Source organism: Brucella sp. NBRC 12950, assembly GCF_030268145.1.
GTDB lineage: Bacteria > Pseudomonadota > Alphaproteobacteria > Rhizobiales > Rhizobiaceae > Brucella.
In genome coordinates, this window is the sequence record NZ_BSQC01000014.1 from 16232 (window position 1) to 33510 (window position 17279).

The window sequence follows — 17279 nt, forward strand, 5'->3', positions numbered from 1 at the left end:
GAGCCAATGTATTGTTATATCCTTATGGATCTCCATTTGATTGTTTAGGTTGCAGCTTTGAAGTATTGTTTGGTTCGTCCTGCAGCCTTGGATTTCATGAATGCACCTTGGCGAGCGAAATCTGTTTTTGCGGCGACACCCCAAACGACATGATCTTTGCTGGCTTCAAAGCTATTCATCATGTCGAGACAAATCGCTCTGAAATCATGAATCCGCATTTCGTTCGGGAAGCAATTCGCCATGATCTGATAGACAGCGATCCGTAGAAGCGATGTATCGGCGTCCGAAGTGACCGCAGACCGCTTGACCGGCTTGTCCTTACCACACGATTTTGAAATCTGCATTATAAATGACATCGTTTGAACGCCAGTCCGACAACCAAGGTCTGCAAACAGATGGTTTTCTGGTGTGCAGTCGTCGAATGCCGGTCGGAATCCATCAACACAAATTCTTTTGCCCGCTCAGGGGGCAATCGTCCAAAGGCTGAGCGGAAAGCAGTAATACACCCATATAACTTCGGCGATGGTTTCTTGCAATTGGCGTTCAACTATCATTTTTTTATGAACCAAAGTCAGCCAGTCGTTTGAACATTGCCATGTAGGTTTACAGCAGTCTTGAGCCCGATTGGTTCATCCATACGAGCTCGGCCTCAATAACATCGAAAGAGCTGCCGCAACGTACAGTTATTGACACAGGTCGAACGGTGCGATGACCTGACGAAGAAAGTCGATGAGTTTATTTGCAGCCAGAGATCTTGGGTGATTTTTTGGCGTAAGAAGACAGAGGTCAATCGTTGTTTCTTGAACGATGCGTCGTCTAATCAACATCTCGGGAGAGAAATCCAAGCCGACAAACGAGGAGACGTTCACAGCGACGGGTCATCTTTGCAGATCATTGGTTGTCATGGGTTGCGACTTGAGCTGCACGCCGCATATTCAAAAAAGCCACGACACTCGTCCTGTCTCGAAGGCAGCCCAATGCAAGTTCTCTTACGTGCCTCAATAAACTAGGCCATTCAGAATTCGAGTTTTCCACGCATGAGCCCTAATCGGGGAGAAGCCGAATTTTATGAAAGCACCCGAGCTTTCAGACACGCAGATTGCATTCGTTTTTGAGGCAGGCAGAAGATGGAATACGGATCACCTAAGAGCTCCATGAAACCTACAATAAAACTGCACCATCGCTCCATATAGTATTGATATGGAGTGATGAACCGGTGGGCCGACGACCTGAGGGTTCAACTACTAACGAGCAACATCATTATGCAACATGTGGTTTTCGCGAGACGACCGAGAACATTCATTTAAGGGAAATCAAATGACTGATAAAACTTCAGTAATTGTGTTTTCTCCTCCTCTTGTTGATTTGGTAGACAACAAGTTCTTCATCAAAGCGGAAGACGCTGATGGCAAGTGCTGGGACCTAATCGGCCCCATATCAGATGAAAAAGTTGCGATCCTGATCCGTGCAACGCTTCGCGAATTAGAAGATGGTTGGGGTTATTTATCAGCTTTAAGAGACGCGATTTCTGATACATCTCCAGGCAGCGATTAAAATGCTTTGCATAAAATACAGTGGCACTTTTGCAGGGTCCGGCGACTGGAATGCCATCTGTAGTGGCTTCGTTTAGCAGTTGGGAAACTGGCGAATTGGGAGCTCCCGAATACATAGGGGCCAACAGAATCTCATTCATTCTGAAGGTATATTATGCTATCCGATGCGGATGGTAATTATTCGGTTAAAAGAAAATACTATGCTTCTAAGAAATTTTTCAATCGTTTGCATTCTGTTATTTTTGTTCGCATTTTTAATGTCGTATCTCATTAACACGACAAAACAACCACGTGATCACTCTCCAAATGCATTCTTGCACTACGTCCGTTAAAGTATCCTGCTTCGCTACGGCTCTTAGCATATACCTGTCTGAGGTTTATATTATAGGGGGTTGAATCTTCGTATCTCACTGTTTGTAAGAAACCCCTAAATCTCCACGCAATCTGCACAGATCCTCGATATTATCTCAGCGTAACGATGCGACAAGCAGGCAGTAGATTAAGCTTGGACCGCAAAATGACAATCCGCCGCATTTCAATTTTCGCTATCGTATTAGGCGGGTTCTTCTTCGCTATTATTCTTGCTTTTCAAGAACGGAGTAGGTCTGCTGGGAAAGCAGAAGTAGCCTCCTCTGAGGAACGAGCGAGCGCTGTAACTATGAAAGTTACGCGGGAATCCGTTGTTATTACCGATGAACTGCCGGGGCGCATTGTGGCCTTTCAAAAGGTCGAAATAAGGCCCCAAGTCGGTGGGATAATTAAGAAGAAAGTTGTTGAAGCCGGCTCCCGTGTAAATGCGGGCCAGATACTTTTTGAAATTGAACCCGCTTTGTTTTTAGCAGACCTGGAAACTGCGCGAGCCGCATTGACACGTGCAGAGAGCGGTTTAGAACATGCTCGCTCGGCATTTCAGCGCGCTGAAGCTTTGCTCGCGAGTAAGGCAGCAAGTCTTAAAAATTATGAAGACGCACGCAATAATTTGTCGACAGCGCAGGCAAATCTGGCCGAGGCTCGTGCTGCTTTTCACCGTCGTCAGCTTGATCTTGACTTCGCCACCATAAGATCGCCGATTGATGGCTACATCGGGCGAACCGTCGCGGACGAAGGCTCTCTCGCATCAATTTCGGGGCAGACCGAACTCGCAGTCGTTCAGCAGCTGGAACGTGTTTATGTGGATTTACGCCTGCCTGCGACAAAACTCGATGCCGTGCAATTTGCGGCAGAAGAGAAAATAGGCCAGATTGAGATACTACGTGCCGATGGCAAGCCATATTCCTATCCGGCGAAGCTGGTGCTTTCAGATGTTACGGTTGACACCGTGACGGGCAATGCAACGATCCGAGTGCTCGTTGAGAATCCTGAATTGCAGCTTTTGCCTGGCATGTTTGTTCGTGCCCAAGTGCCAAGCGGATTGCTCTCCGATGTAATACTTGTTCCTGAATATGCTCTCGTTCGGACAGGAGGAGACGACGCCAGTCTTATGGTCGTTGATCCCGACGGGCGCGCAAAAAGGCGCAAAATAACGCTTGGAGAAGCCACCGCTCGCCGTGTGGTGGTCAAGTCAGGGCTTCAACCGGGTGAAACCATCGTAATTCGCGGTCAGGACCGTTTGCAGGATGGGATGCTCGTAAACGCCGATCACTCACCAAACGCGACGACTGTGAAAGACAAGATTTAAAGGCCAGATCACCATGCCACAATTCTTCATCAATCGCCCGGTGTTTGCCTGGGTTATTGCCATATTCATTGCATTGGCTGGTGTTGTTGCGATCCCACAACTGCCGGTTTCACGTTATCCTGTTATCGCACCGCCGAGTATCAGTATTTTCACAACATATACTGGAGCTTCTGTTCAAACGGTCAATGATAGTGTGGTTGCTCCTATCGAAAAGGAACTCTCAAGCGTCAAAAACGTTTTATATTATGAATCGACTGTCGACTCGACAGGTGCTGCGAATATCACGGTGACGTTCAAACCTGGAACGGACCCCGAACTCGCGCAAGTGGATGTTCAAAACAGGTTGAAAAATGCCGAGCCTCGCCTTCCAGAAGTCGTTCGCCGTAACGGAATAAATGTGGAAGCGTCAGAGTCGGGCTTCCTTATGGTCATTGCACTCAAGTCACGCAGCGGTGAGACAGACGAGTTGAGCCTTGGTGACTATCTGACGCGTAACATCGCCGAGGAGCTCAAACGCGTTCCCGGCGTTGGACGTACCCAACAATTTGGTTCCGAACGTGCAATGCGTGTTTGGGTTAACCCGACGAAACTGGCTGCCTACAACCTGAGCATGTCCGACGTGACGAGCGCGATTGCCCGCGAAAACGCTCAAGTTTCGTCGGGCAGGGTCGGGGATGAACCGACCGTTCCGGGGACCACAGTTTCAACGCCACTGATTGTGCATGGACAGTTGAACTCACCCGAGGCGTTTGCAGCAATACCTTTGAGAACCCAGACAGATGGCGCGCGGCTGCTGTTGTCCGATGTTGCACGTGTGGAACTTGGCGCACAGACTTTTGCCTTCAGCGTCAGCAGTAACAGCAAGCCTGCTGCAGCAGCGGCGATACAAATGTCGCCGGGTGCCAATGCCGTCAGCACTGCGGCGGCGATCGAAAAGCGGTTAGGTGAACTGCAGGCTACAATGCCGAGTGATCTCTCAGTCTCAATTTCCTACAATACCGCGCCCTTCGTGAAAGTGTCGATTTTGAAGGTGGTGCAGACACTTGTAGAGGCAATGGTTCTGGTGTTCCTCGTGATACTGCTGTTTCTGCAGAAGTTGCGGTACACATTGATCCCAACAATTGTCGCGCCGATCGCGCTGCTTGGCACATTCGCGGTGATGCTGGTTGCCGGTTACACGATCAATGTTTTGACCATGTTTGGCATGGTTTTGGCAATCGGTATCATTGTTGACGACGCCATTGTCGTCGTCGAAAACGTAGAACGGATCATGGCAAGGGAGGGGCTCTCGCCGAAGGAGGCTACTCGCAAAGCAATGCGCGAAATTTCGGGTGCAATCGTCGGGATCACATTGGTTTTGGTCGCCGTCTTTATCCCTATGGGATTGTCCGATGGTTCTGTGGGAGCAATCTACCGCCAATTCACAATGTCGATGGCAGTGTCGATCCTGTTTTCAGCCTTCCTCGCACTTACCCTTACGCCTGCTTTGTGCGCCACTATCCTCAAGCCTGTCGGCCCCCACGCAGAAGTACGTTTCTTCTCGTGGTTTAATACCAAGTTTGACCGTTTAAGTGCACGCTATACCGGCGCTATCGGCTGGATTTTACGGCGTGGTGTTCGGATATTGTTGGTTTACATTTTGCTCTTGGGAGTACTAGGCGTTAGCTACTCTCAACTACCGACATCGTTCGTGCCTGAAGAAGATCAGGGAAATTTCATGGCAATGTTCGAGCTGCCGGCTGGTGCCACAGCAGAGCGCACGCGGGAGATTATTGCAAAATATGAAAAACACACCGCCTCCCGCCCTGATATTACTGAGAGCATTGTTATTCAAGGTTTCGGATTTTCCGGCTCTGGTCCGAATGCTGCTCAGGCGTTTACCAGTCTTAAGGCTTGGAGTGATCGTAAGACAACGGTTAACGAAGAGATCGCGGCGGCGCAAGCGGCGATGGCGGATATTCCGGAGGGAACCGCGATGATAATGAAACCACCGGCCATTGAATCGCTGGGAACAACATCTGGTTTCTCCCTTCGCTTGGAGGATCGGGGTAATGCCGGGCCAACAGCACTGAAAGCGGCCGAGAGTGAGTTGATAAGGCTCGCCTCCAAGAGCAAATTGCTCACGGGCGTGATGACGGATGGGCTTCCAGATGGGCAGAATATTGCGTTGAATATTGATCGCCAGAAGGCGCTGGCTCTCGGTGTTTCTTTTTCAACCGTGAGCGACATGATTTCGACAGCAATCGGGTCAACTTATGTCAACGATTTTCCGAAAGACGGCCGCCTTCAACAGGTAGTCGTGCAAGCCGATGCACAGCATCGTATGCATATTGATGATGTGCTTCGCCTTGAAGTGCGCAATATTGATGGCGCGATGGTTCCCCTGTCGGAGTTTGTCCAGCCTGTCTGGCAAATGACGCCGCTTCAATTGGCGCGCTATAACGGCTACCCCGCTGCTCGTCTTTCAGGTTCAGCTGCGCCGGGTGTTTCGAGTGGAGTGGCAATGTCCGAGATGGAGCGATTGGCAAAACAGTTACCGTCAGGATTTGCGGTTGCGTGGACGGGGCAATCGCTACAGGAAAGACAATCCGCAACCCAGACGCCAATTCTTTTAGCCGCATCGATGCTCGTGGTATTTCTGGTCTTGGCCGCACTTTACGAAAGCTGGACAATCCCGCTGGCCGTTATGTTGGTTGTGCCGCTTGGCGTGCTCGGGGCTGTGCTGGCTGTGCTGGCGCGGGGCATGGAAAATGATGTGTTTTTCAAAGTCGGCGTCATTACAATAATCGGACTTTCTGCAAAGAACGCCATTTTGTTGATTGAATATGCTCGCCATCTGCGCAACGAGGGGCAAAGCCTCAACAGAGCAGTGCTTAAGGCATCGCGATTGAGATTCCGGCCAATTCTGATGACTTCACTGGCCTTTATCTTGGGGGTCGTGCCACTCATGATCGCGCGCGGGGCCGGTTCTGAAATTCAGAATGCAATAGGAACAGGGGTTTTTGGAGGAATGTTATTCGCAACCGTCCTGGCTGTTTTCTTTGTACCCTTGTTATATGTAACAATCAGCCGATTAATCAGAGTAAGAAAATAACACCGTCCGCCGAACCCAGTCGGTGCTTTAAATGAACATCCGTCGAAAACATTTCAGAGATGGTAGATAGCCATGAACAATGCTTTAATTCTCATTGTTGAGGATGAGCCCGAAATTGCTGAAATCATCGAGACGTATCTGTCTCGCGAGGGGTTTCGCGTTGTCACGGCAGGTGACGGAACTGTCGGGTTAGGGCATCATCTTCGTCTTCGCCCTGATCTCGTGGTCCTAGATATTAAATTGCCGGGACAGGACGGTTATGACGTTTTGGCTGCAATCCGCCGCCGCGGCAATACGCCGGTCATCATGTTGACCGCTTTGGCCGAAGACTTGGATAAGCTGCAAGCTTTACGTATCGGAGCCGATGACTACGTTGTTAAGCCTTTTAATCCGCTTGAGGTGGTAGCGCGTGTGAAAGCCGTCCTGCGAAGAAGTATGGGTGTGCAGGCTGAACGTTTGTTGCGCGTGGGGTCAGTAACCGTGGACTTACAGGCGTATCGTGTCACGGTTGAAAGGGACACAGGTCCTCTCACGCTTGAGTTAACAAAGACAGAGTTCCGTATTCTATCCCATATGGCTTCGAGCCTGGGGAAGGTTTTTGAGCGCTCGGAGTTGGTTGATGCGTGTCTGCCCGAAGGTGAAGCGCTCGACCGGACTGTGGATAGCCATTTGAGCAATTTGCGCCGCAAGTTAGCTGCCGCCGGAGCTGACGGATTGCTTACTGGAGTGCGCGGCGTTGGATACCGCTTGGACAATAAAAATGGGTAAAAACTTAAACTCATTGATTGTGCGTGCGATGATAATGCTTACGTTGTTGGCGTTCGCTGTGGTTTACTTCGGGCTGACGGCTTACTTTTTTTTCATTTATGAATGGCTTTATCCCGATTTCACCGATGATGACGTACTTCGGACGGGCGATATCATAACTCTGGGCCTTCTCTTAGGAGTGGGTATATCGACAGCTTCAGTGCTTGGGTGGGTTCTTGCAAAGCGGATTGTCGACCCGTTGAAGTCGGTTGCGAATGCGGCGCGCAAGATTGCAAATGGTGACTTCTCTGCACGCGCCAGTTTACGACACGAAAACTTCGGCGAGGCAAGGGAATTGGTTAATGACTTCAACCAAATGGCGGAGCGATTGCAGCGTGCGGAGGCTGAGTTGCAATATTCCAATTCAGCGATCGCGCATGAGTTGCGGACACCGCTGACGATACTTCGCGGCCGCCTGCAAGGCCTATTGGATGGAGCCTTTTCACCCAGTAGTGAATCCTATGCACGCCTTATCGGGCATGTCGACGACCTGTCGGCAATTGTCGAGGAATTGCGCACACTCGCACTCGGTAACGCTGGCAAACTCGACCTGAGGTGCACCCAATTTGACTTAGCGACAGAGGCTGAGAGTGTTCTTGCATCGCTGGAAGATCAGTTCGAAAAATCTGGGATCAAAACGGTGTCCGCGCTTGGCCATGCAGTTACAGTCGCTGACCGTTGGCGTGTGCGTCAGGCTTTCATAGCCTTGCTAGAGAACTGTTGCCGTTACGCACCGCAAAGCACCGTGTCCGTCGAGACCGGCGTCGCAGGCGAACACGTCTTTTTCCGCTGTAGCGACACGGGGCCAGGCCTCTCCGAGGAAAGCCGATTACGGGCTTTCGAACGCTTTTGGCGCGCTGACGATTCGAGGGGACGGGGCAGGGGCGGATCCGGTCTCGGCCTATCAATTGTGAAAGCGATTGCAAAGGCGCATGGAGGGGACGCCCGTATTCTCTCCCTTAAAAACTCCGGCTTTGGGATCGAAATCCGCATTCCTATCCGAGAAATCACGGCTTCGAATTGAGAGAACCAATGTCTCCAACGCCTCAAAACCCAGACGATTATGACAGTCTTGCCGCGCAGCACGTCTCATTGCGGCGTGTGTTAGCACTCTTCAGGCCTTACCGGAAAAGGATCGCGACTGTTATTGTGCTGATGTTGATCGCATCGGCAACCGGATTGGCAGGGCCTTTCCTTTTGCGTGCGATTATTGATGACGCATTACCCAGAAATGACCTCAAACTGTTGAGCCTGCTTGTGGCAGGTATGATCCTTGTCGCGCTCGTGTCAGCCGTAATCGGCGCATGGCAGGTGGTTCTAAGTTCACGTATCGGGCAGGCTGTTCTGCATGACCTGAGGGTGAGATTATACGCCCATCTGCAGAATCTTTCACTTCGGTTTTTCACGGGCACCCGCGTTGGGGAGGTGCAGTCCAGAATTGCAAATGACGTTGACGGTCTTCAATCGCTTGTCAGTGATACGGCTAATGAGCTCGGGCGCTCGCTCAGTTCTGTCATTATGACGGCTATCGCCATTATTATTCTCGACTGGCGATTGGCGCTCCTCGTACTGCTTATCGTGCCAGGAACACTTATTATCAGCGGCCGTGTTGCCCGGGCACGCGAGGCTATCACCTTTCAGCAACAGGGCCGCGCCGCCGATTTGTCGGTTGCCGTGCAAGAAACACTTTCTGCCTCCGGTATCATCCTCGCTCGCACAATGGGCCGTGCCACACATTTAAATCAGCGATTTAACCGCATCTCAGGTGATCTCGCGCAACTTGAGGTGAGATCACGCACGGCTGGTGAATGGCAGTGGTCCCTGATCGGCTTCGCGCTTGCTGTTTTACCGGCATTTACTTTGCTTGCAGGAGGCATGTTGATGCAAACACAGAATCCGGCAACCATAGGGACACTTGTGGCTATGATCGCTCTTCAAGAGCAATTGCTTTGGCCATTTGAGCAATTGCTAGAAATCGGACGTGATGCGCGCAAGACACGGGCATTATTCGCGCGCATATTTGAGTATTTAGACAAACCAGTGGAAATCACGGAGCGAGCAAACGCGAAAACTATTCCTCGGTCTGCGATGAAGGGAGAGGTGGAACTGGACCGTGTCAGCTTCAATTATGGTGAGGAGGGCCGTTCTGCTTTGCACGACGTCAGTCTTACCATTAAAGCGGGCAGCAATGTCGCGATTGTGGGACAAACCGGTTCCGGAAAGACCACACTTGGCTACCTTTTGGCGCGGCTTTATGACGTCGATAGCGGAGCCATCCGATTTGACGGTGTTGATTTGCGTGAGCTCAGCTTCCAGTCTCTATCGGAAATGCTGGGGGTTGTTTCTCAAGAGCCCTATCTTCTGCACGCTTCAGTCGCAGAAAACTTGCGTTTCGCGAAACCTGAAGCAACCGATGAGGAACTTTATGCTGCGGCTAAGACCGCCCAAATCCATGACCATATCATCGGTTTACCCGACGGTTACGACACAATCGTAGGGGAAGATGGCTATCGCTTTTCGGGTGGTGAAAAGCAACGTCTGGTTTTAGCCAGAACCATTCTCCGAAATCCTCCAGTGCTCTTGCTCGATGAGGCGACGAGTGCCCTTGATACCCGTACCGAACGTGCAATGTCATTGGCTTTAGCACGCATGTCGAAGGGCCGCACGACGATAACAATTGCTCACCGGTTGTCCACAATACGCCATGCCGATTTTATTGTAGTTATGCACGCAGGACGGATCGTAGAACAAGGCCACCATGATGCGCTTGAGGCTCTAAACGGAGCTTATGCAGAACTGTTGCAAAATTCATAGTTAAGATAGGCCTTCTGTTCCATCGGGTACTGACGACTTTAATTTGCGCCGCAATAAAGCCGGCGCAAATTAAAGTCATGCTCTCTGTCATTGAGTTGGAAATTTTCTTGTGAGATGTGATATTTTTTAACGTTGATCGGTTCGCGGTGAACTAACGGGCGGCGATAATGTGACCGCACCGAAGTCACATCCTATCTTTAATTCCTATCACCTTGGCATTGACCTCTGATCACTCTTTCTCAAGATAGATATCGGCAAGGTCACGGAGATCCCAGTTTCCGCCCGTCAAAACTGCACAGACATTCTCATCTTTTTGCACGTTTATAGAACCTGCCAGGAGAGCACCGATACCTATCGAAGCGGCGGGTTCAGCGATGAGTTTTGCGTCAGTTGCGAGCGCCCGCATTCCTGCACCTATATGCTCATCGTCAACCAGAACGATTTCATCGACATATTTCTCGATAATTGGATAAGGATTGCGGCCGGGCACACTAATCCTGAGACCATCTGCAATGGTATCGTTGAGAGGAAGTGAGGTAGGTTTACCGTTCTTGCGGCTCCAATAATATTTGGGCGTTAGAGCTGGCTCCGCGCCAATAACACGAACAGAGGGATTAATTTCCTTGATTGCCGTCGCAACACCGGAAATCAGACCGCCGCCGCCGACAGGAACAATCACGGTGTTGACTTCCTTCAGGTCTCCGAGGATCTCACATCCAATAGTGCCTTGACCCGCCATGACCATCGGGTCTTCAAAGCCATGGATCACCGCGTAGTTATTGGCTTCCGCGATCCGATATACTTCTTTCCATCTGGTAGCGTTGTCACCATCAAATAAAATGACGTCAGCACCTAAAGCTCGAGTGTTCGCAATTTTGATTTTCGGAGTAGTTACGGGGAGTACAAGGACAACTTTGACACCAATCATTCGGGCGGCATATGATAGTCCCTGTGCGTGATTTCCAGAAGAGGAAGAGATAATCCCGTTTGCAATTTTCTCACGTGGAAGCGCTAGCACGGCGTTCAGAGCGCCTCGAATTTTGAATGCGCCGGTCACTTGCAAGGTTTCTGGTTTCAGATAAAGATTACAACCGACTTTGGCCGCGATTTTGTCTGCTCTTAGAATGGGAGTATGCCAGACGTAGGGCTTAATCCGTTTCTGCGCATCTCGAATGTCTTTAATTGTTGGATAGTTTAGCATTCATCACCGCCTGCATGCGCTTTGCTTTGATCTTCGAAACCAAGCTTCCCGAGTGGTACGCTGCTATTGTTCCAAAAAGGAAAATCTAGTGCCCACGTTCTGGCGAAGGGCGCTTTGATAGATCGCATTCGCTGTTGTATTATCCTGAGCAGCCATCCCAGTCGAATCGAAGATAGTTATCTCTTCGGCATTCTCTCGACCAGCTTTTGTCCCCATCAAAATCTCACCAATTTCGGCGTGAATACCATTCATTGAAATCATGCCACGATTGAGTGCATGCCAAATCTCACCTTTTTGCGAGCACTGGATCGTCGAATCCGTGACGATTTTAGCATTCTGAAATATCTCAGGCTCCAGTTCCTGCTTTCCCAGAGCATCTGCCCCAATCGCAACAATATGTGTTCCTGGTTTTATCCATTCGGTTTCTACCAAGGCTCCCTTGCCGCGCGTGGTCGTAACCAAAATATCTGCTTGCTCTACAGCTTCTCGTTTGGATGCTGCCATTGTCACGGGAATATTGAATTCGCTTTCGATGTCAACTTTGTATTTTAACAGTGTTTCAGGGTGAGAATGCCACGCATGAATTTCCTCGATTTGCATCACTTCTCGGATTGCTCTAATCTGCATGCGGGCCTGATTGCCGGTGCCGATAGAAGTTACTTTTTTCGCGTCTTTGCGAGCCAACAATCTGACCGAAATCGCACCGGCAGCCCCAGTCCTTAGACCTGTAATCAGACTGCCATCCATCACGCATACCAATGCGCAACTTTGTGCGTCAAAAAGAAGGATAGTTCCCATACCATTTGGAACGCCATGACGAGAGGGATTGTCCCTGAACCCGCCTGAAGACGCTTTCATTGATATCATTTCTGATGATTTCAAATAACCCAGCTTGAAGTCAATTTCGCCGCGTGGAGCAGGTAAATTCAACCCCATATAACCTGGCTGTTCGACTTCGCCCCGGCTAAACGCGCGATAAGCGTCTTCAACAGCATCAATTACCGAAGAAATCGAAATGAGTTTTTTCACTTCATTTTTTGTCAATAATAACGTTTTCAAACTCGTCTCCGTCGGTCGAAAAATCTGCAGCGGATTAGATCGCCAAACCGAATGTCGCAATAACTGAGAAGCATAAAATGCTAAACTGATCTCAATTGCGGAACTTACCTCTGAAATGTCATGTTTTATTGACCAATCGTCGGCATCGTGGGCATGGCTTTTTTCGCCAGGCGCACGGGGGATATGCCAGTGAATAGCCTCCGAGACGATCAAGCCCGACGTCATCATGGCATCGGGCTTATTTTTTTATGTGGATAGTAGATCGATCAGGATGGACGTTCGCTGGCATTAGGACGCCATTTTATCAGCCGTGTTTCGACCACATCAAGAATGCTGTCGATAATCAGCACAAATATCCCTAGGATCAGGATGCCTGCAAAAACGCCCACGGCATCGAAATTGCCCTCAGCCTGAGCGATAAGGTAGCCAAGGCCAGCAGACGAACCCAGGTACTCGCCAATGATAGCTCCAACGACTGCGAAACCTACCGACGTACGCAAAGACGAGAGAATCCAGCTTGCGGCTGCGGGGAAATAAACGTGACGCAAGAGATCAGAACGTTTGGCTCCGAGAATACGCGCATTGGAAAGTACGACTGGATTAACTTCACGTACACCCTGCATTGCGTTGAAGAACGTAACGAAAAATACCAGTGTGACAGCGAGTGCCACTTTGGACCAGAGACCAAGTCCCAACCAAAGGACGAAAATTGGCGCCAGCACAACACGAGGAATCGCGTTCAGACCTTTAATGAAGGGGTCGAGAATCCGCGATGCACTACGACTAAGGCCGAGCCAAACGCCAGCTGCAACACCGAGAGCAGTTCCGATCAGATATCCAAGAACAGTTTCCGTCAAAGTGATCGATACATGCCGATAGAAGCTCGTATCACTTACCCATTCCACGACTTGATTGAAAATATTAATAGGTGCCGGAAAGAAGAATACGTCGATGAAACCCAGGGACGTACCCAGCTGCCAGCCACCGAGAATAACGACCAGCAAGCCAGCCTGGATAAGTCGTTCAGTCATGGCGTTCATAGCTTTTCTCCACTTCGCCGCGAAGCGACGCCCAAATGTTGCGGTAAAGATCCAAAAAGCGTGGATCAAGTTTAATTTCCGCGACATCTCGCGGGCGATCCAGATCGACGTGGAAACTGTCGATTACCCGGCTTCGGGGTCCTGCGGCCAGAACAACAACGCGATCTCCAAGCGCTATGGCTTCCTCCAGATCGTGCGTAATCATAACAACCGCACGGCGCTCTTCCTGCCAGAGCCGCAGAAGTTCATTCTGCATGAGGTGGCGTGTATGGATGTCGAGTGCGGAAAAAGGCTCATCCATCAAGATGACTTTTGGACCTGTGATCAGCGCCTGTGCCATTTGAACGCGCTTGCGTTGACCACCTGAAAGCTGATGAGGATAGCGGTGTTCAAATCCCTTCAAGCCAACCTTGGCGAGCCAGTTGAGCGCACTCTTGCGTCTCTCAGAGGTGCCTACACCTTTAAACATCGGTCCAAGCTCGACGTTCTCCAGTGCTGTTTTCCAAGGTAGAAGCGCATCCTGCTGAAACAAATATCCAATGTCGTTATGAACACCTGTGACGGCCTTACCGTCAATTGATACTGTGCCGTTTGAGGGTTTCAACAATCCCGCGATTGCATTGAGGATCGTACTTTTTCCGCAACCTGTCGGTCCAACGATGGCGAGAAACTCGCCATCTGCAACGGTCAGATTGACATTTTCGACGGCAACAAAGTTACCAAACGACATGGTCACGGCATCAATTGATACCATCGCTTTCGGGTTGGGACTTTTTGCGACTTCCGGCGCAGATTTGACGACGGCCAATGTCATTGCCTCCTCCTCCTAATTCGTAGCCGCGTGCGCTGCTTTATCGACGAAGCTGTTTGTATATGTTTTCGATAGATCGATTTCGGTTGCCCCAACTTTTTTGTTGAAGCTCTTCAGAACAACCAATGGTGTTTGGGTATCTTCTTCATCGAACTTTCCATCCGTGGAGAAGATCGCCTTGGCGTTCTGTACGGCTTTAATGTACGTCTCGCGGTCGCCAGAGATGAATTCCTTAGGTAGCTTTTCAACGATTTCCTCTGCCGAATGGGTGTTCATCCATTCCAGTGCTTTAACTGTAGCGTTGGTGACTTTTTGAATGGTTTCGGGATTGCTATCGATGTAGTTTTGCGTGGCATAGAGAACTGATGTTGGATAAATGCCCCCGTAGATTTCTTTGGCACCGTCGTCGCTGCGTCCGTCAATGAGAATTTTTCCGACGCCTTTGGCTTCGATAAATGTCGCAGCAGGATCATAATTAACCAGCAGGTCGATCTTGCCCTGTTCAAGAGCCGCAACCGCAGCCGAGCCGGAACCAACGCCGATCAAAGCAATATCATCTGCAGAAAGATTATGGCGCTGTAGATAATAACGAACGAAGAAGTCCGATGAAGATCCCGGTGCGGTAATACCGATTTTTGCACCCTTAATTGTCTCAGGTTTTGCTGGGTCGAATGTTGAACTGTTCCCACCAGCAAGAACAAGCCCGGAGTTGCGCGCCAATACGACGAAGCCAACCACGGCCTTGTTCTGTGACTGCATCTGGATCGTGTGGTCGTAGAAACCCACAGCAATATCGGTCGATCCGGCAACGAGTGCCTGCAAGGTCTTTGAACCGCCGGAAGCAAAATTTTCGACCGTGATGTCTAGTCCTTCTTTCTCATAAAGGCCCAGTCCCTGCGCAACAGGAAAGGGTAAGTTATTGAGATTGTAAGACCCGACGCTGATACGGACCGGTTCAGCCATTGCCGTTCCGGCAAAAGCTACAGTTGCTGCCAAGGCGAGCAAAAATTTACGCATTACTTCTCCTCCGATTATGAATGGTGCCCTCCCGGCGACCAGTTGAATTATGCCGCGCAAACGATCTGTTTGACAGGCTTAGCAAACACATGACCGTCAAATAGACGCCGGGCTGTGCGTAGTATTCCGGCAATTATCTTTCCCTCACGCTCCTGAAGCTTGACGTCGAGGTGGCCGCTGGGGTGCTCGATCGTCATCACAAGCGGCGGTTTACGAAGTCCGATGAGTTTCGATGCGACCGTATCAGCCGTTATGCAGGCGGTTGCGATGCCCACTGCGCCAGTTGTGGCAAGGGACGGATGACAATCATGTGGCATGAAGTAACGCACATTGATATCGCCGCCGCATTTTGGTCTGCTGATGAGTACCGGCTTGGGTGTGACCTGATTGGTAACGTCACCCATGCCCATACGCCTGCCGGCCTCGATTCGCACGCGTTCAAGCTTTACAAGAAGCGCAGTGTTAACATTGAGTTCCGGCGCGCTCTCGTACCCGCTCAAATTAAGAGCTTCAGCGTTGATAAGAACCATTGGCATCGCGCAATCAATGCATGTCACGGCCAAATCTTCAATCATCTCATCGGAAGCACCGGTAGGGAACAATTTACCAGTTCGTGCACCTGCGGCATCCATGAAAGTTAGCGCAATCGGAGCAGCTTTCCCGGGTACACCATCAATGCTGGCATCACCGAGATATGAAACTTTACCATCAGGTGTCGGCACTTCTGCCTCTATTAGCTTCCCCGTGTTGACGTTGTGAATGCGAACAATCGTCATTGTGTTCTGCGCTTTCATCAGTCCCGCTTCAATTGCAAAGGGGCCAACAGCTGCAAGCATGTTGCCGCAATTAGGTGCGGTATCGACCAATTGCTGATCGATACGGACTTGAGCGAAAAGATAGTCAATATCGGCACCGGGAATTGTCGATGGACCGACGATTGCAACTTTACTGGTCACAGGGTTTCCGCCACCAATACCATCGATCTGGAGCGGATGACCGGATCCCATGATCGAAAGCAGAATCTGATCACGTTCGTTGCGATCCGATGGAAGATCGGATGACAGAAAGAATGGGCCTTTCGATGTGCCGCCTCGCATCAATACACAGGGTATAGACATCAGATCGTTCATGCTTGCGCTTTCGCCTCCACTCATGTGTAGTGGGTATCAATCAGTTTGTTTATTGCACTCTGTGGCAAACTGATTGATATGTGAAATGCGAAGATTCGGAGTATTGATGCAAAATGAGCATTAATTGTGAAATACTAGACTTAAGAGCATTTCTCGCAATCGTTGAACTGGAGAGTTTTCACAGGGCGGCTGATACATTGAATATGTCCCAGCCAGCACTGAGCAGGCGCATCCAGAAGTTGGAATTGGCCATTGGTGCGCCATTGTTGGAGCGCACCACTCGACATGTTTCGCTTACAGCCCTTGGCACGGAACTATTGCCTCTGGTGCGGCGTATGCTGGAGGAGTTTGACGGCTCACTTTTTGCTGTGCGTGATCCTGCCGTTCAGCGCGGCGGCCTAGTGACTATTGCATGTCTACCGACAGCAGCATTCTATTTCCTGCCGAAAGTTATAAAGCAGTTCAATATCGAGTATCCAAACATCCGATTCAGAATTCTTGACCTTCCAGCCACTGATGGATTGCAGGCTGTTGCACGGGGAGAGGTGGAGTTCGGTATCAATATCATGGGAACAGCCGACCCGGATCTGATCTTTGATCGGCTTGTCGAGGACCCCTTCGTTCTTGCTGCCAGCAAAGATCATCCTCTTGCTGAAAAATCCGAAGTCGGCTGGGACGACTTAGCACCTTATCATTTGATCACAGTTCATCGCTCAAGCGGCAATCGAACATTGCTCGATGGAGCTTTGGCAAAATCCAACATTAAACTTCGTTGGTTTTATGAAGTAACTCACTTGTCAACCTCTCTCGGTCTTGTGGAGGCGGGGTTAGGCATATCTGTGTTACCGCAAATGGCTACACCACAAGGAGAGCATCCACTTTTGATTACGAGGCCTATTCGAAACCCCGAGATCTCAAGAACTATAGGCGTTGTAAGACGCAGGGGGGGCACGTTATCGCCGGCAGCGGAGCGATTCCTCAAAATGTTGATCGGCACATGGGGGAGTTTTTGAGGGCTTATTGGCAAGCAATTTCACGACGCCCTTATAAGTCGTTTTGGCTTGGTAAAGCTACT

Annotated in this window: 14 protein-coding genes and 1 pseudogene; 7 read left to right on the top strand and 8 right to left on the bottom strand. The window is 50.1% G+C overall.

Going from position 1 to position 17279, the window contains the following annotated elements; genetic code table 11:
• Nucleotides 1–44: 44 nt before the first annotated feature.
• Together QSJ70_RS21160 and QSJ70_RS21165 are read right to left on the bottom strand one after the other, a co-directional pair.
• Nucleotides 45–344: a hypothetical protein gene (locus QSJ70_RS21160; RefSeq protein ID WP_285539359.1), complete on the bottom strand. Its 300-nt coding sequence runs from the start codon at nucleotides 342–344 to the stop codon at nucleotides 45–47.
• 556 nt (nucleotides 345–900) lie between these two features.
• A pseudogene (locus QSJ70_RS21165) lies at nucleotides 901–993 on the bottom strand (type II toxin-antitoxin system VapC family toxin); the annotation flags it as partial.
• A 324-nt stretch (nucleotides 994–1317) separates the two neighbouring features.
• Here QSJ70_RS21165 and QSJ70_RS21170 point away from each other — a divergent pair.
• The 6 genes from QSJ70_RS21170 (at nucleotide 1318) to QSJ70_RS21195 (ending at nucleotide 9946) form a co-directional block, all read left to right on the top strand.
• A complete protein-coding gene (locus QSJ70_RS21170; RefSeq protein ID WP_215779431.1) occupies nucleotides 1318–1554 on the top strand; it encodes a hypothetical protein in 237 nt (78 codons plus the stop codon).
• A 657-nt stretch (nucleotides 1555–2211) separates the two neighbouring features.
• A complete protein-coding gene (locus QSJ70_RS21175) occupies nucleotides 2212–3231 on the top strand; it encodes an efflux RND transporter periplasmic adaptor subunit (RefSeq protein ID WP_252349157.1) in 1020 nt (339 codons plus the stop codon).
• Nucleotides 3232–3244: 13 nt separating this feature from the next.
• The gene (locus QSJ70_RS21180; protein ID WP_285539364.1) at nucleotides 3245–6325 is read left to right on the top strand and encodes a multidrug efflux RND transporter permease subunit; all 3081 of its coding nucleotides are present in this window, start codon (nucleotides 3245–3247) and stop codon (nucleotides 6323–6325) included.
• A 72-nt stretch (nucleotides 6326–6397) separates the two neighbouring features.
• On the top strand, nucleotides 6398–7093 hold the full coding sequence (locus QSJ70_RS21185; RefSeq protein ID WP_285539367.1) for a response regulator: 696 nt from the start codon (nucleotides 6398–6400) through the stop codon (nucleotides 7091–7093).
• Complete coding sequence (locus QSJ70_RS21190; protein ID WP_285539369.1) at nucleotides 7086–8156, top strand: ATP-binding protein; 1071 nt, start codon at nucleotides 7086–7088, stop codon at nucleotides 8154–8156. The genes QSJ70_RS21185 and QSJ70_RS21190 overlap by 8 nt, the downstream gene beginning before the upstream one ends.
• A gap of 8 nt (nucleotides 8157–8164) precedes the next feature.
• On the top strand, nucleotides 8165–9946 hold the full coding sequence (locus QSJ70_RS21195; RefSeq protein WP_285539371.1) for an ABC transporter ATP-binding protein: 1782 nt from the start codon (nucleotides 8165–8167) through the stop codon (nucleotides 9944–9946).
• A gap of 229 nt (nucleotides 9947–10175) precedes the next feature.
• Here the strand turns inward: QSJ70_RS21195 and QSJ70_RS21200 are convergent, their stop codons facing one another.
• From QSJ70_RS21200 to QSJ70_RS21225, 6 genes are all read right to left on the bottom strand, one after another.
• Nucleotides 10176–11147, bottom strand: coding sequence for a threonine/serine dehydratase family protein (locus tag QSJ70_RS21200; RefSeq protein ID WP_285539373.1), 972 nt, complete (start codon nucleotides 11145–11147; stop codon nucleotides 10176–10178).
• A 63-nt stretch (nucleotides 11148–11210) separates the two neighbouring features.
• On the bottom strand, nucleotides 11211–12206 hold the full coding sequence (locus QSJ70_RS21205; RefSeq protein WP_285539566.1) for an ornithine cyclodeaminase family protein: 996 nt from the start codon (nucleotides 12204–12206) through the stop codon (nucleotides 11211–11213).
• A gap of 266 nt (nucleotides 12207–12472) precedes the next feature.
• On the bottom strand, nucleotides 12473–13246 hold the full coding sequence (locus tag QSJ70_RS21210) for an ABC transporter permease (protein ID WP_285539375.1): 774 nt from the start codon (nucleotides 13244–13246) through the stop codon (nucleotides 12473–12475).
• Nucleotides 13230–14060, bottom strand: coding sequence for an ABC transporter ATP-binding protein (locus QSJ70_RS21215; protein WP_445558158.1), 831 nt, complete (start codon nucleotides 14058–14060; stop codon nucleotides 13230–13232). Before QSJ70_RS21215 ends, QSJ70_RS21210 begins: the two co-directional genes overlap by 17 nt.
• A 12-nt stretch (nucleotides 14061–14072) precedes the next feature.
• Nucleotides 14073–15074 carry an ABC transporter substrate-binding protein gene (locus QSJ70_RS21220; RefSeq protein ID WP_285539377.1) on the bottom strand — a complete coding sequence of 334 codons (1002 nt, stop codon included), beginning with the start codon at nucleotides 15072–15074 and terminating at the stop codon, nucleotides 14073–14075.
• Nucleotides 15075–15121: 47 nt separating this feature from the next.
• Nucleotides 15122–16204 (bottom strand): 4-oxalomesaconate tautomerase, encoded by a 1083-nt coding sequence (locus QSJ70_RS21225; RefSeq protein ID WP_285539379.1) that lies wholly within the window; start codon nucleotides 16202–16204, stop codon nucleotides 15122–15124.
• A gap of 113 nt (nucleotides 16205–16317) precedes the next feature.
• Between QSJ70_RS21225 and QSJ70_RS21230 the strand changes: the two genes are divergently transcribed.
• Entirely contained in the window at nucleotides 16318–17217 is a 900-nt protein-coding gene (locus tag QSJ70_RS21230) for a LysR family transcriptional regulator (RefSeq protein ID WP_215779413.1), read from the top strand.
• The last annotated feature ends 62 nt before the right edge of the window (nucleotides 17218–17279 follow it).